Here is a 24779-nt window from a genome sequence, read left to right on the forward strand (position 1 = left end):
GATTAATTTTAATCGGGGCTGTTTGTTTATTAATCAGATATTCAATTCAAGTGGTCTTTAAATCCTTTTTCTTATCCTTGAGCGCAACAAAAACAGTTGCAAACAGGATAAAACAACCGGCGATATAAAAATTGTACCCCGGTATAATATTGAAGAAAAAGAAATCAGAGAAAACAGCAAATATCAGCGATAGATATTCAAACGTCGCCAGTTTTGATGCTTCACTGAATTGATAGCTCAGGGTCATCATAATATGTGCAATCCCGCCAGCAAGCCCGGAACCAATTAACAACATTAGCTGTGTGTTATCGGGGGTTGGCCATCCAAAGGGCAGAGTTGCCAATCCGGCAAGTGTGCAGGTCAAAGCAAAATACAAAGCAATGGCCCCAGCATTTTCGGTCAAAGCCAGACTGCGGATTTGAATTTTGGCAATCGCCGTAAATCCAGCCATGGCAAAACCCAGACCGACACCGATCAAATATCCCTGATCAACATCAAAACCATTTAGTTGCGGCAAAATCAGCACCAACATGCCCGCGAAACCAAAAACAACACCGATCCAGCGTACCCCGGAAACAGCCTCTCCCAGGATCAGTCTCGCCAAGAGAACCGTCAGAATAGGTGCCAGGTATCCAATGATCGTGGCATCAGCAATTGGCAGATATTTCAACGACGCAAATGAAGCAAACATTGCAATACAGCCAAAAAGACATCGTGCAACATGGCCCCCCGGACGTTTGGTTTTCAAACCGGATGGAAAATCACCCGTTAAAAAGAGGAAAACAACCAAAGGGATCAACGCAAAGGCACTTCGATAAAAAACTGTTTGTCCAACAGGGAAATCTGTTGCCAACATTTTGATAAAAAGAACCATAATCGTAAAAAATATTGTGGCACCAATTCGTAATGAAATGCCTTTGAAATCAGAACTCATTTTACTTTCCAAAGCCCGGTTTATCTGTCTTAAAAGTCAGATAATTTAAAAAGTTAGGCTATTTTTCCAAGGATTGAAGGTAATCACGCAAGTGATCCCCCATAAGATTAAGAACTAAAACAGTGATTAAAACAGCAACCCCGGGAAAGATCATGACATGGGGTGCCGTCAACATGTAGGGTTTCCCGTCCAAAAGCATGGCCCCCCATTCCGCTTGGGGAGGTTGCACCCCAAACCCAAGAAAGCTCAAACCGGATATAGACAGGATTGTTCTGGACCAAGAACTGGTCCAGACAACAATAATACTCAATACAATGTTTGGAATATAGTGTCTTGTTAAAATCAGAAGATATGGAATTCTGTTTAACTTTGCCTGAAGAACATAGTCCCGTTGTTTTACATCATCTGTAAGTGCCCGAACCAAGCGCGCGAAACGCATCCAGCTTACAAGGATTAAGGCAATCACCATGTTTACAGTATTAGGCCCCAAAACACCCGTAACCACAATGGCAGCAATTAATTCGGGGAAAGCAAAAAAACTGTCCGTTACCCGCATGCAAAACCCATCGACAAATCGCCCCAGAGACCCAGCAAGCAATCCAACAATCGTGCCGATAACTGCCCCTGTGGTTGAGACAATCAATGCCAACCCCACAGACCACCCGGCACCGTAAAGAATACGGGTCGCAATATCACGTCCCATTTGATCGGTTCCAAACCAATTTTGCCAGCTCGGTGGGCTAAGACGGTTTAGAAAATCTGTTTCAACGGGATCATAGGGCGTGAAAATAAAACCCAATAGAATGACCGCGGTTAAAAGAGCCAGCGAACAAAAGATCAAATAGTGCTTTTTCAAAACAATCCTTGTTTGAAATGAAAACGAAAGAATGCCTTTGAAAAAGGGCAAATGGTTAAATAAGGAAGTGTTCATAAAGTAGCTCAAATAATTGTCTTTGCCTGAAAGTTCCATTACCAGTGATTATCCACAACCAGTAATTACCCTTGTCTGGAAACGGGGTTCATAACCCATTGGAAAATTTCAACAGCACTATTTATCGTGACATAGGTCACAGCAGAAAAAAGAACAACGCACTGAATAATCGGGAAGTCCCTACTCATTACCGAATGCACCAATAACGACCCGATGCCACCACGGGCAAAGACCACCTCAACAATTACCGCCCCTTCTAACAGAAAAGCCAGCTCAAGCCCCAACATGGTTATAAAGGGAACAAAGGCATGCCGCACGATATGACGGCAGAACAGTTCTTTTGATCCAACCCCTCTTATTCTCAACCCCTTGAGAAACGGTGCCGTACTTGCCTCTAGCAAAAAAGATCGGATCAAACGAGTTTGTGATGCCAACACCCACAACCCAAGGGTTGCAGCAGGCAAAATAAGATGCTCCAGACTTCCTGTACCATAAGCAGGTAACAATTGAAGTTGCGCAGCAAATATCAATATAAAAATCAGGCCCAGCCAATAGGACGGAATTGCAGCGCCAACAGACGACAACGCAACAGCAAAACGATCAACAAAGCTTTTGGGCTTCCAAACGGATATCAACGCGAGCGGAATAGCAAGGGACATACCAACAAGCAAAGCTGAGAACGCCAATTCGAGTGTTTCGCCCAGTTGGCTGACAAAAATTTCACTAACAGGTTCCTGGGAAACGAGAGAAATACCAAAGTCCAGTTGAACAATAGCTTGAAGCCAGAGATAGAATTGTACCAACAATGGACGGTCGATGCCTGTCTCTTGCCTTATCTGCTCAACCAACTCGACAGAGGCACTTCCCTCACCAATATAACGGGCATTTGCAATGGCCAGCGCTTTGTCGCCCGGGGCATAGTAATACAGCAGGAATGTCAAAAACGAGACGCAAAAAAGAACGACAAGCAAGCTGGCAAACTTAATCATAGCAACACGCATAAAATTCGTCATCGTCATGCCGCCCGATTTTCTTTGGTTTTCTTTTGCGGTAATGATCCCAAAATATAAGCCGCTTTCAAAAGTTCTTGCCCATACGCACTTTCAGGCCCTTTGAAAAACAGACTTACATCTTGGTATTCTTCGACTTTTCCGTGATTAAGGAGCAAGATTTTATCTGCATAATGTCGTGCAAACCCCAAATCATGGGTAATAAAAATATAGCTCAATTCATTTTGTTTTTTTAATCTATCCAAAAGATGAGCTATCTGTTTTTGAATAATGGCATCCAACGCGCTGAGCGGTTCATCAAAAAACAGGATATCGGGCTTGGCAACAATCGCTCTGGCGATACAAACACGTTGGGCTTGTCCCAGCGATATCTGTGACGGGTATCTGTTTTCGATCTCTTCGGGTAATTCCACATCTTTCAAGGCTTGCTTGATAGCTTGATCCAGCTCTGATGCCTTTAGAGACGACCTATAAAGACTTTCAGCAATAGATAGCTTAATTTTCTGGCGTGGATTTAAGGCGGCTATCGGATCCTGCATAACCATCTGGGTTGACGGCAAACCAGTTTGTGTCTTTTCTGGACTTTGATAAACCTGTCCATTGAGGCGAACACTTCCCAGAGACAGAGGCATCAACCCCAGAAGAGATCGCAACAATGTGGTTTTACCCGATCCACTTTCGCCTATGATACAAAGCGTTTCTCCGCGATTGAGGGTAAAATTGATATCCTCAAGAAGATTTTGATTTTGCATCTGTAGCGACAAGTTATTTACTTCAAGCATAGGCATGCCCCCAATGACGATGCTTAACCAAATTTAACGTATAGGGATGTGAAGGCGAGGTCAGGATTTCATCCGTCGTTCCCACCTCTATTAACTTTCCCTTGGATAATACGGCAACACGATCAGCAAACTGAGTTGCCAATGCCAAGTCATGGGTCACCATCAGTACAGAGATATTATTCTCTTTAGCCACCCTTGTTACTTCGACCAGGGCCTTTGCCGCAACTATTGGATCCAGCGCAGAGGTCGGCTCATCCAGTATAATGATTTTTGGCTTTGCGATCAGAGCAAAAGCCAACAGAAGCCGTTGCTGCATCCCCCGGCTCCATTGATGGGGATATTTGTTATCAAAGGCCTTTAGCTTTAGCTGGGATAATATGTTGTCGGCAAAGGCTTTTTCCTCCTCTGCCCCTTGTTCTTTATGAGACAAAAATCCTTTTAAGGCTTTTGCCCCTCTTTTTGCTTGTCCCCATTGCCATTTCAAACGTTTGAGTGGGTCCAAACCGACACTGGGATTTTGAGGGACATAGGCAATGGAACTTTTAACCAAAGACCCATCCGCCTCATAACATGAAAGATCCTGTTGCTGGCCTTCAAACACAAGACAACCCGAGACATCAAAATCAGAGTTTGTAACCCCCAACAAGCTCCTCAGCAGAGTGGTTTTCCCCGCGCCAGATTCCCCAACAATGGCAAGGGTTTCACCTGCGATTACATCCAGATCAATACTGTCGATCAAAACCTGACCGCCATAGGTGACGGTCAGGCCTGATAACTCAACAAGAGGGGACGTCTTTTTACCCTTCAATGTCCAGCTCCGGAGAAGCCAGATAGGTCTCGGCAGGGTGAATTCTATATCCCTTGACCTTGCCATTTCCGACAGAAACCTGCGTTTTGTGGAACACAGGGATCAGGGGAAGATCCTCGGCAATGATTTCCTGAATCTCATCATAGATAACCTTGCGCTTTACAGGATCAAACTCACCACGCCCCTTTTCCAACAAGGCATCAAGTTTTGGGTTATTATAACCTGAAAAGTTGTACCCGGCTTCGGAATCCAACAAGGTTGATGGGAAATAGTCTGGGTCACCCTGTGGTGCAGTTCCCCATGCCTGAAGGTGCATATGAATTTCACCCAACTTTAGCGCGTCATTATTTGCCTGGTATTCCCCCATGGAAATTTCAACTTTCAGGCCCAGCTTGCTTAGAAGTGCCTGTGTCACCTCAAGGGTTGGTTTAAGGGCTGGTCGCCCCTCGTAGGAACGCAATTTCAGAACGATGTTTTCACCATCAATTTCGCGAATACCATCGTCATTGGTATCTTTCAATCCTGCGTTATCCAGAATTTCAAGGGCTTTGTCTCTATCATAAGATGCTTCCAAAGCTTGGTTCACCCAGGATTCCATTGTCACAGGAAAAATCGAATGAGCGGGGTCACCGCCTACACCAGCCAAAGCAGCCTCAACGATCAAATCGCGATCCAAACCCAAAGAGATAGCCTGCCTTAGCTCTTTATTGGCTAGGGGGCCGTCTGCGGTCCTGGCCTGATAGAAAAACAATCGTGTTGTTGCCCCTTCGAAACGTTGGCCTTGATTGCTTTTTTCCAACGCTGCGAAATCTGGTTCGGAATAATTGGTAACAAGATCCACATCACCAGCTTTCAGGGCAAGTGCGGCAACAGATGCATCAGAAATCGCATCCATTACGATACCGTCAAGTTTTGGCTTACCGCCCCAATAATCGGCAAACGCCTTGGTGTGATAGTTTTTCTCTGCTTCAGCCGACACAAAAACAAAGGGGCCTGTACCAATGATAGGAAGCTTATCTGTGCCTTCTTTAATCACCGATGCTGTTGGTTCGGTCAAAGACCAGATAAAGGCTGAATTAGGTTCGTTGGTTTCAAAAACCAGCGTTCGGTCGTCTTTAACAGAAATCTCTTTTATATTCAGCAACTTAATTAAACGAGGATTATACGCAGAATGATCTTTATCATTCAACTTCAGAAATGAATCCTTAACCTGTTGTGCGGTTAAGTCGCTGCCATCATGGAATTTAACATTTTCCCGTAATGTAAACTCCCATTGTGTTGGGCTAACATTACGGTAGCTCTCTGCAAGACGCGGAAACATTTTCATCTGGTAATCCAGACCAACCAACGTTTCAGACACGCCCGCCCTGTTGCTCAACCAGCCATTTTGACGTGCTCTTGGATCTGGAACAGAACTTTTGGGACCAAAAGGCACAGCAATCGTCAGTACTTTTTCTGTTTTTACTTTTTCCTGAGAATACGCAAATTGAATAGAGGCAGGACCAACCACCCCCGCGGTGAACGCAATAAGTCCGGACGCCAATGCAGCCCGTAATGATCTTTTTTTCATAACTTGAAAGCCTATGAGCAATGAAGAGAGTCTGTGAAAACATCAATTCGAGTCTTCAAACGCGCAACATACACATTACGTTATAACATAACAAGAACAAAAGATAATGCGACGCACTCCTAACTTAGATCAACTAGAAATAAGGAGGGTCTTTAATAATAGAATTCAAGAAATACAGTACATTGAAATTACAACACCTCAATCGAACGAGGGATTTCAACCGTCGCATTTAATCCCTGAACAGGCAGATTGATCAAATCAAACTGTCCCTGATGGGCCTGAATGACGCTATTGACAATACTCAACCCAAGGCCACTACCGCCAGTCTCTCTGTTTCGGGATTTTTCAAGACGATAGAAAGGCTTGAGGACATTTTCCATCTCATCTTCTGGAATACCGGGTCCTTTATCCATAACTTCGATTAACACACGTCCGGGTTCGATGGTTAGACTGACCTTTGCCTGAAACCCGTATTTAACCGCATTGGCGACAAGGTTGGTAATGGCGCGCTGCAAAGCCTTTGGGCGACCCTTCATATTTCCCTTGAGCATACCATCCAAAGGCACTGATTTTTGATGAGAGCTAAAGACGGTTCCCTGTGTTCTTAACGTTGGATACTGTATCGGCATAAAGGTAACCGGCATGCCAACATCAGAAAAATCATCACATATGCTTTGAACCAGCGATACGATTTCAAAGTATTCTTCGTCTTCTCTTTCCAGCCCCCCTTTGAGGAAATCAATGGCATCCCTTGTCATACCAAGCATAAGGTCCAGGTCCGCCAAAATTTTGTTTCGCAGGTTGTCGTCCTCAATGTATTCCGCACGCAATCGCAATCTTGTAGCAGGGGTTCTCAAATCATGAGAAATTGCCGTTAGCATACGCGTTCTCTCGTCCAGAACTTCGGCTTTTTCCTTCTGTTCTGCAGAAAGACTGTGCGCAATACCTTTTGCCTCGTCAGACCAAAGGGCAGTAACACGCACACCATCCAGATCATCACTGCTCTCGCTTAATATCTTGAATGGCCGAAGCAATGCCCGGGTTCCCACGGCATAAAATACGCCGGAAAAAGCCATCCCAGCCAAGCAAATCAATAGCCACTGGATTTCAGTAATACGCGCTTTCCAGTATTTAGGGCTTGAAACAACCAACCTCTCGCCATTGCTAAAGGCAATCACAAGCCTTGCTCTGCTGTCGTGTCGTGCAATAGCAGAAACAAGAAAGGTCAACTTAGCTGTTAAATCTTCGGGGGGATAATCGGATTTCAGAATTTTCTGGCGGGGAATACGGTCCAGAAGATCAAGATAAATACGGGGGTTTGGTCCATACTGTGAATTGGTGTTAAGCAGAAAGTAGTTTTCCAGCGATTGGGCCTCATCGAGTTCATCTTCTTTAATCAAAGTAAATTGAACAGCATCCGCGCGATTAAAATTTTCAACCGATAAAAGCCTGCGTTCCAGCGGCATACGGGAGATATCTTCGTATACACGGGCAATAACAGGTCCGATCCATGTCGTTTCAGCAATTTCGGCTCTGCGATTAATGATCGCCCCAACCCCGACAGAGGCAAAACTGGCGGCAAGAAAACCACACAAGAAGCCAAACAGAAGTATTCTGGGACGTATTCTTGACGGAAGATATTTTTCAAAAATGCGCACGAACATATCAGCGATTACGACCGGCTTAAAACTGGCGAAACGGTGTTAACGGTAACCTTTTCAGCGAAAATATATCCCTGCCCCCGCACAGTTTTGATCAGCTTTGGCCTGTCAGCATCACTTTCGAGCTTTTTACGCAAACGGCTGACCTGAATATCAATGCTTCGGTCAAAAGCAATCGCCTCGACGCCTCTGGTCGCATTAATCAAATCATCGCGAGTTAAAACCTTTTGCGGTTGTTCTAAAAAGGCAATAAGAAGCGCAAATTCGCCAGATGACAGATGAACAACAAACTTGTCAGGCGAACGTATCTCACGTTTTCCCTCGTGCACCTGCCAGCCTGAAAACCTGAACGTCCGATTAGCAGTAACCGCGAGATCATCAGCATTATCATCTGATCCTGCCCCCGACACGCGGCGGAAAATTGCTTTCATCCGGGCCAAAAGCTCTCGGGGGTTAAAGGGTTTTTCCAAATAGTCATCCGCCCCGACTTCCAACCCAACAATGCGGTCGGCATCCCCAGTGACAGCCGTGAGCATAATGATAGGGACGTCCGATTTTTCGCGAACGGAACGACAGAGGCTTAGACCATCTTCGCCGGGTAGCATGATATCAAGAATGATCAAATCGATGGACCACTTATTCAATTCCCGTCGCATCTCATCACCCGACCCGGCCTCAGAGACTCTGAAGCCACGCTGAGTGAGAAACCCGGTTAACAGATCTCTTATCTCTTCATCATCATCGACAATCAGTAGATGTTTGGCCTTTTCCATTCACTCACCTGTCTTTTTTTCGCAAACGCAATAAGCCCTTAAAAACAAAATACTTTGCGCCCCTATTGTAACGGTTTGTAACGAAGCGAATGATCTGCAATCTTCTGTTACCTTAAAATAGTCGCAAGTTACACACGATAGGTTTTTACTAGGGCTATCGGAACCCGAGTTTTCTGAACTGCTAACTATAATCTATGGGATGCTCACTGGTTCTTTGTCAACATTACTTTGGATCAACATTAGTTTGGATCAACATTACTTTGGATCAACATTACTTTTGACCACAATCAGATTTGGCACACTCCACAAGGGTGGTCCATTTCACACGGGGAGGAAAATGGGAATGAAATCTTTTACTCAAAAACTCGCACTTACGACAGCACTGGTAAGCTCTATCGCACTGGGCGCTATCTCGGCACAGGCAGAACCAACAGCAGAAGTTCTGCACTACTGGACATCAGGCAGTGAAGCGAAAGCAGTTAAAGCACTAAAAGAAGACTTTGAAGCAAATGGCGGGAAATGGGTTGATGCACCAGTTGCCGGCGGCGGCGGTGATGCACAGGCAGCAGTCCTTCGCTCGCGCGTTCTTTCCGGTAATCCGCCTGCTGCCGTTCAAATTAAAGGCTTGAGTATCCAGGAATGGGCCGAAGCGGATGCTTTGGGCGACTTGACCAAACTAGGCGAAGAAGAAGGTTGGGATAACGTTCTGCCGCCCCTGTTACAGGATATCGTAAAACACGACGGCAAATATGTTGCTGTTCCTGTGAATATTCACCGCGTTGACTGGATTTGGGCAAACCCGGAATCACTTGCCAAAGTCGGTGGCGAACCTCCTCGTACCTGGGAAGAATTCAACGTACTGGCAGACAAACTTCAGGCCGCCGGCATTACACCACTGGCTCATGGTGGTCAGCCATGGCAGGACGGCACTGTATTTGAAACTGTCGTACTGGGAATGGGTGGCGCTGAGTTTTTCAACAAAGCCTTTGTGGAAAAAGACCCCGCGACGCTCAAGTCTGACACCATGAAAAAAGTCTTTGATCAGATGCGTAAAATGCGCGGTTATGTCGATGCTGACTTTTCCGGGCGCGACTGGAACCTGGCAACAAGCATGGTCATGCGCGGCGAAGCCGCCATGCAGATCATGGGTGACTGGGCAAAGGGCGAATTCCTCGCTGCTGGTAAAGTGCCGGGCAAAGACTTCCTCTGTGTCCCCACACCATCCAAAGGCGGATACATTCTCAACTCTGACAGCTTTGCCATGTTCAATGTCACAAGCGACGATGACAAAGCAGGGCAACAGTTACTTGCACGTTTGATCCTGGGCGAAAAGTTTCAGGAAACCTTTAACCTCTATAAAGGCTCAATTCCGGCAAGAATGGGTGTATCCACAGAAAAGTTTGACGAGTGCGCTGTGAAGTCCATGGTCGATCTACAATCTGCATCCGAAAGCGGTGCGCTGGTTGGTTCTATGGCCCATGAAATCGCAGCAGCGGGCGCAGTTCGTGGCGCAATTCTGGATGTGGTTACAGAACATTTCAATTCTGACATGACATCAGATGTTGCGGTTGAGCGCCTTGCCGAGGCAGTTGAACTGGCTGAATAACATCCAAAAGGACGGTGTATTTATCTGGCCATCCCTATGGATACACCGTCCTCTTTCATGTTTTATGCAAGCATGCTGAACACAAGTATGATTCAAAGCCATCCTCTTTTTGTTGAGCAATAGTCTGCGATACCAGCAACGGGATAAGCTTTGTCCAATTGAAATAGAGCATTGATTAAATTAAGCAACGTCACTTATTTGATTTCGCTTGTCCTATGCTCCCGAATAAATGATGAGCCTCATGACTCAAAAATCCATACCAGCCCCCAAACCACTCAGTGATTGGTTCCGCCGGAATGTAGCTAAATTGGTTGTGGCCCCGACGTTTGGTCTGATCATTTTCTTTGTTTATGGCTTTATTGCCTGGACGGGATATGTATCTTTCACAAAGTCCAAGATGCTGCCGACCTATTCATTCGAAGGATTTTACCAGTACATCCGCCTCTGGAAAATGACGCCCTGGAATGTTGCGATGGAGAACCTGCTTGTTTTTGGCAGCTTGTTTATCGTCATCGCCATTGTTCTCGGGTGTTTGCTGGCCATTGCACTGGACCAAAAAGTCCGTGCCGAAGGTGCCCTGCGAACTGTTTACCTCTATCCCATGGCAATTTCCTTTATCATCACGGGTACCGCCTGGAAATGGATATTGAACCCCGGTCTTGGTATTCAGAAACTGGTTCAGTCGTGGGGATGGGAAAGTTTCTCTTTTGACTGGCTAATCAACAGCGAAATGGCCGTTTACACCCTTGTCATTGCAGCTGTCTGGCAGTCATCCGGCTTTGTCATGGCACTCTTCCTTGCCGCGTTACGGGGCGTTGATAGCGAAATAATCAAAGCTGCCTATCTGGATGGAGCTTCGCTATCACGCATTTATCTGGTCATTATTTTGCCGACTTTACGCCCGGTATTCCTGAGCTGCTTTTTTATCCTCACACACATGGCAGTAAAAAGCTTTGACCTTGTTGTCGCGCTGACGGGCGGCGGTCCCGGATATAGTACCATCATGCCAGCCAACTTTATGTATGAAATGACGTTCCGACGTAACCAGATCGGGCTTGGTGCAGCATCAGCCATGATGATGCTGGCAACGGTGATGGCCATTGTTATCCCTTATCTCTATTCCGAACTAAGGGAGAAGAAAAATGGCTGATCTTTCTGCACTCCCGGGTGGACAAAGCCCATGGCAATCTGCCGCAAGGTTTGGTCTCTATACCCTGCTATTGATTTTTGCAGCCTATTATATTCTGCCGCTGATTGTTGTTCTTTCGACCTCATTGAAAGATCTCGACGAGATCCGTAACGGCACCTTGCTGTCCTTGCCAACAGAGATAAATTTTGATGCCTGGGGTTATGCCTGGAATGAAGCCTGTATCGGCGTCAGTTGCACCGGCCTCAAGCCCTACTTCTGGAACTCTGTGGCCATGACCATACCCGCGGTCTTGATCTCGACCCTTCTGGGGGCCTTGACGGGCTACGCACTCACCAAGTTCAAGTTCAAGGGAGCAAACCTGATTTTTGCAATGATCCTGTTTGGCTGTTTTATCCCCTTTCAGGTGGTCTTGCTCCCCATGGCACAGTCTTTGGGCTATCTAAGAATTGCCAATACAGTACCGGGATTGGTTTTGGTCCATATAGTCTATGGCCTCCCCTTCACCGTACTTTTTTTCAGAAATTACTACGTCAATATTCCAGACGATCTGATCAAAGCCGCAACAATTGATGGGGCAGGTTTCTTTATGATTTTCTGGCGCATCATGTTGCCATTATCACCACCGATCATCGTCGTCACCATTATCTGGCAGTTCACCCAAATCTGGAATGATTTCCTGTTTGGCGCATCCTTCACCACAGGTGGCGGACAACCCGTAACTGTCGCACTCAACAACCTTGTAAACACAACAACTGGCGTCAAACGATACAATGTGGACATGGCCGCTGCACTGATCACAGCAGCACCAACACTCGTCGTATATGTCTTGGCAGGTCGTTACTTCGTACGCGGTCTAACCGCTGGCTCAGTTAAAGGGTAAGGAGAAAAATACTCATGGCATCCCTATCCATTCAAAATGTCAAAAAATCATATGGCGCTATCGAGGTTCTAAAGGGTATTGACCTTGATCTTGAAGATGGTGAATTTCTGGTGCTTCTCGGCCCATCCGGTTGTGGAAAATCAACACTGCTAAATATGATCGCAGGGTTGGACACCATTACAGATGGTGAGATCCTGATTGATCAAAATGTCGTAAACGATGTGCATCCTAAAGACCGTGACATCGCGATGGTTTTCCAAAGCTATGCGCTTTATCCCAACATGTCCGTTGCCCGAAACATCGGCTTTGGTCTGGAAATGCGCAAAGTCACCAAAGAAGAACGCGAAAAGCGGGTTGAGGAAGCCGCGCGCATGTTGCAAATCGACCATCTGAGTGACCGGAAACCAGCACAGCTTTCCGGTGGACAGCGACAGCGGGTTGCTATGGGGCGCGCCCTTGTACGTGACCCTGAAATATTCCTGTTCGACGAACCACTGTCAAACCTGGACGCCAAACTTCGCGTGGAAATGCGCACAGAAATCAAGAAGTTGCACCAGCGTCTCGGCACAACCATGGTCTATGTGACCCATGACCAGATTGAGGCCATGACCCTTGCCAGCCGCATCGCCATTCTGCGCGCTGGCGAAGTACAACAGTTTGCAAGCCCACAGGAAGTTTACGAAAAACCGGCAAATATGTACGTCGCAGGCTTCGTTGGCTCACCGCCGATGAACTTCGTTCCGGCTGCCGTCGTCAGTGAAGATGGCAAGCTCGGTGTTTCGATAGAACGAACAGCCAATGGGAACAGAAGTTCTGTTTTCCTCGCCCTGCCTGATGATCGACAGGACATCGGCGACTGGGTGGGGCGTGATGTCGTTCTCGGGATCAGGCCGGAAACGCTAACCCATCGCTCAGATGCAGAAATATCTTTGAACAAAGGGTTACAGGCATTTGACTGTCAGGTGGAAGTATTGGAACCTACGGGTGCAGATACGCTAACCTATATCGAACTCGGCGGACGCGAAGTTATCGCACGTGTTAACCCCTACAATACCACAGCACCGGGGGAAACAATGGCGTTTATGGTCGATATGGGCAAAGCCAGTCTCTTTGACCCCAAAACCGAACTTCGTATCTAAAACAAAGCCTGGACATGACAGTAAACATGACACCCCAAAAGGTTTTACCAAGAAAAATATGGGAGGGACCTGCCCTGTTGGGTGAGTCCCCTCTTTGGGACTATCGTACCAAATTCCTTTATTGGGTTGATATCGAGAACTGCAAACTCTATCGACAAAAAGAGGATGGGTCAGACTATTCATCGATAGATCTTCCTGCCCCCGCCGGGTCCATTGCCCTGTGGCATGACGGCGGACTGGTCGCTGCTCTGGGTCAGGGGCTTTTCCATATTGAACCTGAACAAAGTCTTGTCACAGCAATAGCATCTGAATTAAGCGGTGCTGACTGCCTGATGAACGATGGGAAAGCCGACAGATCGGGAAACTTTGTCTTTGGCGCGAAACACCTTAAAGAGAGTGATCCAGTTGCAGGATGCTGGCGGTACCAATCTGGTCACATTACGCCGTTGGAACAAAAGTTTATCGTGTTTAATGGCCCGGCTTTCAGTCCCGAAGGTGACAGGATTTATTTTGCGGACTCGCCATCACAAAGAATCATGACCGCAAGCTATAACCCCAAAGACGGGATGATCACTGAACCGGAAGTTTTTGTTCAGCTATCAGGCAAAGATGGATACCCCGATGGAATGACGGTTGATAGCGAAGGCTGTCTTTGGAATGCGCAGTGGGATGGCTGGGCAATTACACGCTATCGCCCCGACGGTACCATTGATCAAAAAATTGACATGCCCGTGCAACGCCCCACGTCACTTTGCTTTGGAGGGGAAGACTTGAAAACACTGTTTGTGACCTCTGCCTCGACCAGACTATCCCCTCAGGAACTTGTCGAAAATCCAGATGCTGGCGCCTTGTTTAAGTTGGATTTACACGTTGCCGGATTACCGGAAAAAACCATTATAAACTAATTTAAAGCTATCTATTATGCTGTTGAATAATAAAAATATTCTTATAACCGGATCCAGTAGCGGCATTGGCCGTGTCATCGCAGAAGAAGCTCTTAAAGAAGGGGCCAAGGTTTTCTTGCACGGACGACGTGATCATTTGGTCCAACAGGCTATATCCGAGTTAAGGAAAGATTTTGGTGCTGAGCGCGTAGCCGGACTTGCCGGTGACATAGCTGACCCCACATTTCCCGAGAAACTGATTGCAGCAGCCGTCGAAAAGTTCGGTAACCTTCATGGCCTGGTTAACAACGCCGGTATCTCACCACGCCATAACATTGATACCGCGTCCTCCGAAGACTTTGATCAAGTCATGTCAATCAACTTGCGCGCACCTATGCTAACCATTCAGGCCGCGATGCAGAGCTTTCGGAAAAATGGATCGGCAAGTGTGGTTAATATCGGATCCATAAACGCTCACTGCGGACAACCGGACCTTTTGATTTATTCAACATCCAAAGGCGGCCTTCAGACACTGACAAGAAATCTCGGGGACGCTCTAGGCCCGGAAAAAATTCGTGTCAATCAAATCAATGTTGGGTGGACCTTCACCGAAAATGAACACCAGCTTCAACTCGCAGAAGGGAACCCGGAAAACTGGCTGGACAATGTATCACCTCTGTCAGCCCCTTCAGGCACAATCCTGCGCCCTGAACAGGTTGCCAATCATGTGGTATTCTGGCTGTCTGATAAATCAGTACCCGTCAGTGGTACCGTTTTTGAAGTCGAGCAATATCCACTTATCGGGCGTAATCGCGTTACCAGCGGACAATAGTAATGGCTTTCTGCTGACCTAATTTTGCCCAAACAGAGTCCCATAAAGCATTCCGGTTTAATGAAGAGAACACGATGACACAACAACGGATCACCCCCGCAGAACTGAGAAGTAAAAAGTGGCGATGAAGTCCGGGTTGATCTGAATACACGACAGGTGGACATGGTCATCAGCGATCACGAACTAGATAGTCAAACACCCTGGCAAGAGATTTATCGCTCCATGGTTGGGCAATTATCCACTAGAATCTGTAAGGAACCTGCAACACTCCACTTGCGGGTCGTGAATGAAAAAGGCTTACCGAGACACTCGCACTAATCCACTATAACAGACATAAGAATATTTTTTTGGACACACCGCTAGTCATAGAGCGAGTTCTACTTTATATAAGGCCTCAACTAAGTATCCCGTTTCTATCAAGTTCGGCTTAATCAGGAATATAAACGTGACCTCAATTGGTATTATTGGCGAGTGTATGATCGAACTGTCCCGGGCAGATATATCTGGGGCGAGTGCTTCAGGGACGGAAGTATCTGGAAATCAGCGCGAACTCTATCAAAAGCGATACGGTGGAGACACCTACAACACGGCCTATTATCTTGCCCAATGTGCAAAATCAGCGATTGACGTCAACTATGTCACTGCATTGGGCGATGATACTATTAGCGCAGACATGATCTCGACTTTTTCAAATGCTGGCGTCAATACAGATTTAATAGAGAAAATCCCCGGTGCCGTGCCCGGCCTCTATGCCATACAGACAGATGAAAATGGGGAGCGCAGCTTTCTCTATTGGCGGTCAGAAGCACCTGCTCGACAGCTTTTCCAAACGCCACAGAGTGAAACGCTGAAGGCCGAACTTATGAAAAAAGACTGGCTCTATTTTTCCGGCATTACACTTGCCATTCTTTACCCAAAAGGCAGAGAAGCATTTTTCGAATTCTGCCAAGCCTTTCGGGCGCAAGGTGGAAAAATTGCCTTTGATATCAATTACCGCCCTCGCCTTTGGGCTAGTGAAGACGAAGCAAGATCTATTATTGACAGAGCCTACGCAATTTGTGATCTGGCCCTCCCCTCCTATGATGACGAAACGCTGCTCTTTAAAGTCAATTCCCCGCAAGAAGCTATCGACCGCATCACAAAACTCGGTGCGAAAGAAGTTGTGTTAAAGAACGGCGCGGAAAAGGTTTATGTTCACAGCCATGGTCAAACTGAGAAGCATGCGATTGTTCCAGCGACTGATGTGAAAGACACAACCTCTGCCGGGGACAGCTTTAATGCCGGGTATCTATACGCGCGACTATCTGAACAGGATACTCCCACAGCGGTGAAAGCCGGGGCAAATCTGGCCAAACAGGTCATTGCCCAGACTGGGGCTATTGTCCCTGTAACACCCCCAACATTTTAGGTTCAACGATTATGGCTATGACAGACAAGCAACATCAAAGCTTCCTAAGCACAACACTTGAACAGGCTGTTATATTACCCGTTCTGGTCATTGAACGAGAAGAAGATGCCATTCCACTAGCTGAGGCTTTGTTGGCAGGTGGTTGTAACTCAGTCGAGGTTACCCTGCGAAGTGATGCCGCCCTTGCCGCGATGGAAAAGATCGCGACACGTTTGCCAGAATTAACGTTGGGTGCGGGAACGCTGTTGGAATGTGAACAGTTCCAACAGGTCAAAGATGCAGGTGCACGTTACGCCCTAAGCCCCGGCACAACAAAGAAGCTTGCCCAGGCCGCCATTGATGCTGATTTTGCCTATGTACCTGCCGCGACAACTCCGTCTGAGGTTCTGGAACTACGCGAGCTTGGATTTAAAATTCAAAAGCTCTTTCCCGCCGGAGCATCAGGGGGCATTGAAATGCTTAAATCACTGAGCTCGCCCATTTCAGATGTTCGCTTTTGCCCGACAGGTGGCGTTTCAACCGCAAACGTTCAGGATTATCTGACACAGCCCAACGTGATCTGCGTCGGCGGCAGCTGGCTTGCCCCGAAAGAACTGGTCGCCGAAAAGAACTGGGCTGCGATTGCAAAGATTGTGCAAGAAAGTTACGCCGCGGTTCGTTAATCCGCGGTTTGTTAATTCCAGGACATCTTTATATTCGGGATAACAAAAACACTTACCCCGCCATCAATGACTGTGCTCTTGCCGCGGCTTTATCTGCTTTAGTAATGTCTCCAAGGCCCTTGTGGGCGCGGGCAACATAGTTCCAGTTTTGAACGGACGTGGTTTTCAGTGCACAGCGTTCGTTCGCCAATGCCAGTGCAAGGTCGTAACGCTTGGATCTCAAGGCTGCTTCCAGAAGAGTCCAGCCAATAATATCCCGCTGTGCATGGCTTCCGCCCAGACGATGGGTCCGATAGCGCACAGCTAACAGACGATCAACACAGCTGTTATAGTTTTCCTTCTCAAAGTCTTGTAATGCCAAACAGAAGGGAAGCCCCACTTCCCGGCTCATGGCTGTATTGGCATCAGTTGCATGATCAATGTAGCGTTCATTGGCCGTGAGAAGCTTTTGCGCGGCCTCGGTGCGTCCGTCAGAAACAAAGGTCATCATGGCATGGACATCATTAAAGGCATAAAGCGTGTCCGAAGCACTGGGTTCCCACTTATCCGCTAGCGATGCCCAACGGTCACCAACATCAACGCCTAGCAACTTTAGACGCCACAACAAGGCAGCTGCATCAAGCTCTTCATACTTATCGACCGTTTGATGTGGTGTTCGCAGGTTATTGTCATAAACATCAAAAACACGATCTATCTGACCGATATCAAGATGAAACAGTGACAGATGCCACCAGAGATGATTGGCAAAATGGCTTTTGGACCAGCTTGGTGCGCGGTCACGCATAAAGCTGATACCACCGGCCTGTCGTCCCTGCATTTCCATCACATGGGAAACAGCGTGAACCGCATAGGGATTATCTGGCCGGATTGCGAGTGACATGCGCCCCATTTCTTCGGCCTGTAGGTAATCAGAATTTTCTTCCAGACCAAATGAATAGAAGCCGAGGACAAATTCATAGCCCGGCATATCTTCGTCCCACAGGGCAAAGACCCGGGCGACACAATCTCGTTGTCCCGCGACATCACCTAATAAAACATCTGTAAGATGAATCAACTGAAGGGCAAGAAGGTCATAAGGGTAACTGGTTAAAACAGCTTCCCATTGCTGAACTGCCCCGTAAAAATCGCCTTCAACCCACGCTTTTACAGCCTTGATATGCCCCTTTTCCCGATCATTGGCCTTGTCCCAAAGGGCTTCGGCTGCGCTCAACGCAGCGACCATTCTTTTGTAGATACGGGTTTCAAGTGTTTGCGTCAGCCAGGCAGCTTTGAAGCAATGCCCCATGATAAAGTCGGGATGTTCTGAAAGAACCTTGTCAATTCGACCGATGGGATCGCCATAAAAAGACATCGCACAAATGTGTGCATCCTCCATGGCATCAATTGCTTTCTGATCTGAATAGGAAACAGGAACACCACGAATATCTTTTAAGCTCACGAACAATCTCTCCGTCTATTTATTCATCTGTCTCAAAGGCTTATTATTAATAGCTTTATGAATGCTTCGGGTCAGAATTACCGGACTTTCCATTATCGGACTATTACCGGGACTTCTCTTTCAGTATCAAAGAAGTCCCAGCTTACTATTTACTATGCGCTTTTGGGCATAACACTTACGTTACGACCACCCCCGGCAATTTCCAGCGCCTGATCCAGATCCGCCAAAATATCTTCTTCTTCTTCTAGGCCAACGGACAAACGAACAAGGCTATCGGTAATATCGTATTTCAGGCGCTCTTCTTCTGTGTAGGTAGAATGGGTCATGGTTGCCGGATGCTGAATAAGTGTCTCGGCATCCCCAAGGCTCACGGCGCGCACAATCATCTGACAGGCATCAATCATTTTCTGTCCCATATCCAGACCGCCTTTGAGTTCCAGTGCGATCATACCGCCAAAGTCAGACATCTGTTTCTTGGCAACCGCATGCTGTTCAAAGCTTTCAAGGCCGGGATAATAAACCTTGCTGACCAGCTTGTGGTTTTCAAGATATTTCGCAACTGTTTGCGCCGTTTTACAATGGCGATCCATGCGCAGGTTCAGAGTTTTCAAACCGCGCAGGATAAGCTGTGCATCCTGTGGAGAAAGAACGGCACCTGTCATGTCTTTTAGACCAATCAGGCGAATATCATGCATAAGTTCAGCAGAACCAACAATAGCACCAGCCGTCAGATCCCCATGACCCCCAAGATACTTCGTTGCAGAGTGAACAACCAGATCTGCCCCAAGTTCCAATGGGCGTTGCAGATAGGGGCTGCAATAGGTGTTATCGACAACAACAGTGGCATTCTTGCTGTGGGCCACTTTTGAGATAGCTTCGATATCCACCACACGCATATTGGGGTTGGCTGGTGTTTCAAAATACACAACACGGGTTTTGTCGTTGATTTCATCGGCCAGCTTTTCTGGATCAGTCAGATCAACATGACGAACTTTAACGCCAAAACGTTCAAGACCATGATTAAAGAACGTGAAGGTACAGCCGTAAAGTGTACGATCCACAATGATCTCATCACCGGGTTTCACAAGTGTCCAGAAGACGGATGTAATCGCCCCCATACCAGAAGAAGTCACCAGTGCGGCCTCTCCCCCCTCGAGGATAGCCATACGTTCTTCCAACAAGGCAAGTGTCGGGTTAGAAATACGGCTGTAGATATACCCGCCTTCTTCTTCTGCAAAACGACGACCACCTTGCGCAGCGCTATCAAAGGCAAAAGTTGATGTCATGTAAACCGGTGGGTTCAATGCCCCCTGGTGATCCAAGGGGTTATAGGCGTGGTGAATTGCACGGGTGGCAAAACCTTTTTTACCAGTGACATCAGACATTTGTTTCTTCTCCCAGAATGAAGCATTTATTCTCCCTCTGCTACAGCAACAGTCGTGCCAACAAATAAAGTTGTTTTATTTCAAATGGTTAGCCATTCACACACTCTTTGATCGTAAGAATTTTCTTACACCTATTTATAAACTAACCTTCTGTTTCCTTATAATCTTTGATTTTTTAACAAATATATGCTGTAAGTAATTTCTTACGTAAGGAAAATTTTACATGCGCGTTCAGTTAAAAGGCGATAATCGCCTAGGTATCACCTATGACGTTTTGAATGTTCTGGTTAAATCCGGGCTTGATATCCGTAATATGGAGGTAACAACACACTTCATCTATATGGATATCCCCGCCTTGAGAAAATCCGAGTTGGATACCCTAACTGCTGCTGTGAAAACAGTTCCGGGAATACACGAGGTCATTGCCATCGACCTATTGCCAACAGAACGAAGACGCTTACAACTCCATGCCGTATTATCCAGCCTGCCGGAACCAGTCATTGCAATTGATACCAACGGCTTTATCACACAGGCAAACGAAGCTGCCCAAGCCATAACCAAGCAAACCGAGACAAAATTGCGTAATGCTTCGCTGGATAGCCTATTGCACACCCCCTTGATCTCCACGCTTCAGGAGTCCGCATTTCACGTTACCGAAACAGAAACAATTTTTGGCGGAGAAACCTATCTACTTCGGGCTGAACCAATTACATCAAAAGAAAGATCAGACACTAAGATATCAGGTAGTGTACTGATCTTTCAAAGACCAGCACAGCTTGGTCGCGCCTTTAGTGCCTTGGACACACGACAGGCGACACGGGGTTTTGACGCCATCCTTGGCGAAACAGAAATTATGCAGAATATCAAGGGCAAGGCCCTACGGCTTTCAAAGGTTGATGCCTCCCTGCTTATTCTGGGGGAAACGGGAACGGGTAAAGAACTGTTTGCCCGGGCATGCCACGAAAGCAGTAGCCGCAACAGAAAACCTTTCCTTGCCTTAAACTGTGCAGCCTTGCCGGAAAATTTGGCGGAAAGTGAATTGTTTGGCTATGCCCCCGGTGCGTTCACCTCTGCCGTTAAAGGGGGAAAACCCGGCTTGCTGGAACTGGCAGATACAGGAACGCTTTTTCTGGATGAAATTGGCGAACTTTCGCCCTATCTACAGGCAAAGCTTCTTAGGTTTCTGCAAGATGGCACCTTCAGGCGTGTCGGTGGCACCAAGGAAATTAAAGTAAATGTCCGGGTGGTCAGTGCAACCAATCGACATCTAGAAGATATGGTTTCGACAGGCTCCTTCAGGGAAGATCTATTTTATCGCCTCAACGTGCTTTCCATTACCCTCCCTCCCTTGCGACAAAGAAAAGGGGATATTCCTCTGTTAACCCGACACTTTATAGCCCGTGCATCAAAACAGGTTAACTGTCCCCCGCCAGAGGTAACACACGAGCTTCTTTCATTGTTTAACAACCACTCATGGCCCGGCAACATTCGTCAAATGGAAAATGCAATTTTCAGAGCAGTTTCATTGTGCGAAGGCACAGAACTATCAACTGAAGACATAGAGCTTTCAAATTCAGAAAAGGCTGATTTGGCTTTTGCACCCCCAAACACATTCGATAGTATTCCCAATTATAAAGATGCGCTTGAGGCATTTGAAAAAAACCTTTTCACCAGCCTTTACCCCCTTCATCCAAGTAGCAGGAAGCTGGCAACAGTGCTCAAAGTTTCCCACACAACGGTTGCAGAAAAACTCAAAAAATATGGCATTCCAGCCTTTGCAAAGGCTCACCAAGAAAACTGAAAATGCACAACGAATAAAAAGCTTGGGCTTTAGAGATCAAAGAACAATACACAGTTCACAGTCGCATCTCATTGACACAGCCTGCGACAGAAAAGCGCGACTATTTTACTCGGGAATTAATCAATTACCATAACTTATTGTTTTATATACATTAAAACATAAATTAAAAATTATCTTCAAATAATTCTCTCGGCGCAAACTTTAACATCCATTAACACTTTCCCCAGATAATACGGGCAGGAAAACTTGCCAAAACGTACGTCCCCATAACCAGACTACGTTTCATTTTTCCCGATGGTGGTGCCATGCGCTTTATAAACGCATCCAATTTCCAAATGATAAGTTTTCGAAAGAGTTCACTATGTTTATCAATAATTTCCAAATTAAACATTTGGGTATGATTTTTTCAGCAGTATTGCTAATTGTTGTCTGCGTTGTCGGGGCCACAACCTACTACAGCCACAAAGGAAACGAAGATATTAATCATCACTGGGATACCTTTCGCCAGGTTGATTACAACAAACAGCTCGTCATCACAGACCTTCAACATGCCCTTGGTTTTGGCGGGATGGTTCATCAGTTTAAAAACTACATCCTAAGGCAAGATGAACAACGCATTGAAAAGATCAACACGGCAATAAAAAATGCAAAACAATCTTTGTCGGACTATCAAAAATTGGGAGTGACGGGCCCCGAAGCCGACGCCCTTAAAATGATTTCTTCAGTAATTGGCAGCTATGCAACCAATCTGACCAAAGCCCAATCGCTGATAAAGGCTGGAAAGTCACCACAGGACGTTGATGCATCTGTTAAAATTGATGATACCCCTGCCCTGAAGGGTATCGACATCCTAAATGAGGCTGTGCAAAAAGGCATCGAACTGGACACCAAATCAGTCCGCCAATCGATTAACTTTGTTGAACGACTTAACACCTTTGCCCTGACATCTGTTTTCATCTTTCTTCTTTTTATGTCTGGTATGAACCTTTGGTGGAGCCGAAACCACCTTAACAAGCCAATCACCGCGATCACATCGGTGATGACCAGATTAGCGGACGGAGACCTTTCCATTACCGTGCCTGCTGTCCAATGGAAAAACGAAATTGGTCAAATGGCCCGTGCTGTTCTTGTCTTCAAAGAGAACGCACAAAAAATCCGGGAAATGGAATCTCGGCAAAAAGAGAGAGAAGAACAGGCAGAACGAGAGCGGAAAAACCTGATCAATCAACTGGCAGATGACTTTGAAAGCCAAGTTGGGTCGACCATCCGCGAGGTCAGTAATGCAGCAACTGGTATGGAAGCATCAGCCCAGCTTTTATCAACAACAGCAGAAAATACATCGCAACAAGCAACTTCTGTTGCGGCAGCATCAGATGAAGCAGCCTCTAATGTACAGACTGTTGCAGCCGCAGCCGAAGAGCTTTCAGCATCCGAGCGCGAAATCAATCGTCAGGTAGGAAGATCATCCGAAGTCGTTGCAGGGGCTGTCAAAAAAGCAGATGGAGCGCATGAAACTGTTGGAACTCTGGTCAGTTCTGTGGATGAAATCGGTAAAGTAATTGAGTTAATTACGGGCATTGCAGAACAAACCAATCTTCTTGCGCTCAACGCAACGATCGAAGCCGCCCGTGCTGGCGAAGCCGGAAAAGGCTTTGCCGTTGTCGCAAGTGAGGTAAAAAACCTTGCCAATCAAACAGCCAAAGCAACGGAAGAAATCTCTGGACAGATTTCAAATGTTCAGTCCGTCACGGAAGATGCAGCAAAAGCATTGGAAGCCATTGGAAATTCTATTCGCGAAGTAAATGAGATCGGTGAAGCCATCTCCACCGCAGTTGAAGAGCAAGGGGCCGCAACCCAGGAAATTGCAAGAAATGTGGAACAGGCATCGGCAGGTACCCGCGAAGTTTCCAGTAACATCCAGCATGTTAGGCAAGCAGCCGCAGATACAGGAGAGACTGCAAAAGAAATCCTGAAAGCCTCTAGCAGCCTGTCACAACAGTCCATAAACCTTCAGGATGGATTGAATGCATTCCTGTCTCAGGTGCGAAGCGGTTAAGCCCAGTGTTATAAGGTTGTACAAAAAACAAGACAAAAGGGCTGGTGTTTTCCAGCCCTTTTCTATTCGCCTTAATAATTAGATATTCCCACGATGTTCGTTACGTGCCAACTTTCACATCTTCTGGTTTGTAAAAGATACCTAACATCAAGCTTTGTGCAATCCGCTCTGCCTTTTCCTGAATATGATCGGCAATTTCTGGAGTAAACAAATATAAGTTGGTTTCCCGGAAAAGTTCCAGCCAACGATCAAACAAATGACGTTTAATACCATCAACCTGCATATGAACCATCATGGGGTTACCCTTGTACTGACCAGAGGTCAGCAAAACCGAGGACCAAAACCGACACATGGTCGCCAAGTGAGGATCCCATTGATCACCAATACTGTTATTGAATACGTCTTTTAATAATTGGTCTTCTCGGACCCGATCATAAAAACCGTGCACCATCGCATGTATGGTTTCTTCTGTAATCTCTGTATAAGGCTGGTGCATTTAATCTACTCAATAAACGAACATTAAGATGACTATAATATATATCTTTATAAATGCGAATGGCAAAATTGTCGCAACAAAATGTTATCCAAATTCAAAAGGAAAACAACGTCTTTAAAAGTAAATTATTTCGCCTCTTTTGCCCTAAGAGCGTTTTTGGGCTACATAGTGTCGCGCAGGCGTCTGTACGCTTGTCTGACTATATATATTTAATAAGAAAACCCCGAAAATAATTGGGGTTATTGTTTATAACTTTTTGGGTAGATACCCTACTTTACCGGAGACGCAGCGATATGACCCGTACGATCGTTAGTTCAGCGACCAAAGAGATCGCAATTGGTTTTGATGATCCTTTCTGCATTATTGGTGAGCGGATCAACCCGACAGGCCGTAAAAAGCTTGCAGAAGAAATGGCCAATGGTGACTACAGCCGTGTGGAAGCCGACTGTCTGGCACAGGTTGCTGCTGGCGCGCACATGCTCGACGTCAATGCGGGTATTCCTCTGGCTGATGAGCCGAAGATTTTGGCGGAAACCATTCAGCTGGTTCAGGGCCTGACCGATCTGCCTCTTT

22 protein-coding genes are annotated in these 24779 nt (G+C 46.5%); 11 read left to right on the forward strand and 11 right to left on the reverse strand.

Features of this window, described 5'->3' with window-relative positions:
- Positions 1-46 precede the first annotated feature (46 nt).
- From WH95_RS10870 to WH95_RS10905, 8 genes are all read right to left on the reverse strand, one after another.
- Positions 47-934 carry a DMT family transporter gene (locus tag WH95_RS10870; protein ID WP_046506823.1) on the reverse strand — a complete coding sequence of 296 codons (888 nt, stop codon included), beginning with the start codon at positions 932-934 and terminating at the stop codon, positions 47-49.
- A gap of 58 nt (positions 935-992) precedes the next feature.
- Positions 993-1790, reverse strand: coding sequence for an ABC transporter permease (locus WH95_RS10875; RefSeq protein ID WP_204247768.1), 798 nt, complete (start codon positions 1788-1790; stop codon positions 993-995).
- Positions 1791-1930: 140 nt separating this feature from the next.
- Positions 1931-2878 carry an ABC transporter permease gene (locus tag WH95_RS10880; protein ID WP_204247769.1) on the reverse strand — a complete coding sequence of 316 codons (948 nt, stop codon included), beginning with the start codon at positions 2876-2878 and terminating at the stop codon, positions 1931-1933.
- Between the two features lie 2 nt (positions 2879-2880).
- Complete coding sequence (locus WH95_RS10885) at positions 2881-3657, reverse strand: ABC transporter ATP-binding protein (RefSeq protein ID WP_046506824.1); 777 nt, start codon at positions 3655-3657, stop codon at positions 2881-2883.
- A complete protein-coding gene (locus tag WH95_RS10890; RefSeq protein WP_046506828.1) occupies positions 3650-4465 on the reverse strand; it encodes an ATP-binding cassette domain-containing protein in 816 nt (271 codons plus the stop codon). The genes WH95_RS10885 and WH95_RS10890 overlap by 8 nt, the downstream gene beginning before the upstream one ends.
- Positions 4455-6035 carry an ABC transporter substrate-binding protein gene (locus tag WH95_RS10895; RefSeq protein ID WP_052741947.1) on the reverse strand — a complete coding sequence of 527 codons (1581 nt, stop codon included), beginning with the start codon at positions 6033-6035 and terminating at the stop codon, positions 4455-4457. Before WH95_RS10895 ends, WH95_RS10890 begins: the two co-directional genes overlap by 11 nt.
- A 188-nt stretch (positions 6036-6223) precedes the next feature.
- The gene (locus WH95_RS20600) at positions 6224-7699 is read right to left on the reverse strand and encodes a sensor histidine kinase (protein ID WP_052741948.1); all 1476 of its coding nucleotides are present in this window, start codon (positions 7697-7699) and stop codon (positions 6224-6226) included.
- 8 nt (positions 7700-7707) lie between these two features.
- Positions 7708-8469 carry a response regulator gene (locus WH95_RS10905; RefSeq protein ID WP_046506829.1) on the reverse strand — a complete coding sequence of 254 codons (762 nt, stop codon included), beginning with the start codon at positions 8467-8469 and terminating at the stop codon, positions 7708-7710.
- Between the two features lie 343 nt (positions 8470-8812).
- Here WH95_RS10905 and WH95_RS10910 point away from each other — a divergent pair, with 343 nt between their 5' ends.
- The 8 genes from WH95_RS10910 to eda all read left to right on the forward strand — a co-directional run bounded on the left by WH95_RS10910 (position 8813) and on the right by eda (position 17030).
- A complete protein-coding gene (locus WH95_RS10910; protein ID WP_204247770.1) occupies positions 8813-10075 on the forward strand; it encodes an ABC transporter substrate-binding protein in 1263 nt (420 codons plus the stop codon).
- A 241-nt stretch (positions 10076-10316) separates the two neighbouring features.
- On the forward strand, positions 10317-11225 hold the full coding sequence (locus tag WH95_RS10915; RefSeq protein WP_046506835.1) for a carbohydrate ABC transporter permease: 909 nt from the start codon (positions 10317-10319) through the stop codon (positions 11223-11225).
- Positions 11218-12105, forward strand: coding sequence for a carbohydrate ABC transporter permease (locus tag WH95_RS10920; RefSeq protein WP_046506837.1), 888 nt, complete (start codon positions 11218-11220; stop codon positions 12103-12105). Before WH95_RS10915 ends, WH95_RS10920 begins: the two co-directional genes overlap by 8 nt.
- Before the next feature lie 14 nt (positions 12106-12119).
- A complete protein-coding gene (locus tag WH95_RS10925; protein ID WP_046506839.1) occupies positions 12120-13244 on the forward strand; it encodes an ABC transporter ATP-binding protein in 1125 nt (374 codons plus the stop codon).
- Positions 13245-13258: 14 nt separating this feature from the next.
- On the forward strand, positions 13259-14149 hold the full coding sequence (locus tag WH95_RS10930; protein WP_052741949.1) for an SMP-30/gluconolactonase/LRE family protein: 891 nt from the start codon (positions 13259-13261) through the stop codon (positions 14147-14149).
- A gap of 16 nt (positions 14150-14165) precedes the next feature.
- Positions 14166-14960 (forward strand): SDR family NAD(P)-dependent oxidoreductase, encoded by a 795-nt coding sequence (locus WH95_RS10935; RefSeq protein WP_046506841.1) that lies wholly within the window; start codon positions 14166-14168, stop codon positions 14958-14960.
- Positions 14961-15405: 445 nt separating this feature from the next.
- The gene (locus WH95_RS10940; protein ID WP_052741950.1) at positions 15406-16368 is read left to right on the forward strand and encodes a sugar kinase; all 963 of its coding nucleotides are present in this window, start codon (positions 15406-15408) and stop codon (positions 16366-16368) included.
- A gap of 17 nt (positions 16369-16385) precedes the next feature.
- Positions 16386-17030, forward strand: a complete 645-nt coding sequence (gene eda, locus WH95_RS10945) for a bifunctional 4-hydroxy-2-oxoglutarate aldolase/2-dehydro-3-deoxy-phosphogluconate aldolase (protein WP_052741955.1) — start codon at positions 16386-16388, stop codon at positions 17028-17030.
- 52 nt (positions 17031-17082) lie between these two features.
- Here eda and WH95_RS10950 read toward each other — a convergent pair whose 3' ends face one another.
- Positions 17083-18468, reverse strand: coding sequence for a tetratricopeptide repeat protein (locus tag WH95_RS10950; RefSeq protein ID WP_046506847.1), 1386 nt, complete (start codon positions 18466-18468; stop codon positions 17083-17085).
- A 152-nt stretch (positions 18469-18620) separates the two neighbouring features.
- Complete coding sequence (locus tag WH95_RS10955; protein WP_046506851.1) at positions 18621-19853, reverse strand: methionine gamma-lyase; 1233 nt, start codon at positions 19851-19853, stop codon at positions 18621-18623.
- Between the two features lie 223 nt (positions 19854-20076).
- Here WH95_RS10955 and WH95_RS10960 point away from each other — a divergent pair, with 223 nt between their 5' ends.
- Both WH95_RS10960 and WH95_RS21615 read left to right on the forward strand, forming a co-directional pair.
- Positions 20077-21654 (forward strand): sigma 54-interacting transcriptional regulator, encoded by a 1578-nt coding sequence (locus tag WH95_RS10960; protein ID WP_046506853.1) that lies wholly within the window; start codon positions 20077-20079, stop codon positions 21652-21654.
- A gap of 361 nt (positions 21655-22015) precedes the next feature.
- Positions 22016-23710 (forward strand): methyl-accepting chemotaxis protein, encoded by a 1695-nt coding sequence (locus WH95_RS21615; protein ID WP_082114107.1) that lies wholly within the window; start codon positions 22016-22018, stop codon positions 23708-23710.
- Between the two features lie 100 nt (positions 23711-23810).
- Here WH95_RS21615 and WH95_RS10970 read toward each other — a convergent pair whose 3' ends face one another.
- Complete coding sequence (locus WH95_RS10970; RefSeq protein WP_046506855.1) at positions 23811-24206, reverse strand: group III truncated hemoglobin; 396 nt, start codon at positions 24204-24206, stop codon at positions 23811-23813.
- Between the two features lie 293 nt (positions 24207-24499).
- Between WH95_RS10970 and WH95_RS10975 the strand changes: the two genes are divergently transcribed.
- Positions 24500-24779, forward strand: a 280-nt coding sequence (locus tag WH95_RS10975) for a methyltetrahydrofolate--corrinoid methyltransferase (RefSeq protein ID WP_046506856.1), incomplete at its 3' end; no start/stop codon positions are given.

The organism is Kiloniella litopenaei (genome assembly GCF_000982415.1).
GTDB lineage: Bacteria > Pseudomonadota > Alphaproteobacteria > Kiloniellales > Kiloniellaceae > Kiloniella > Kiloniella litopenaei.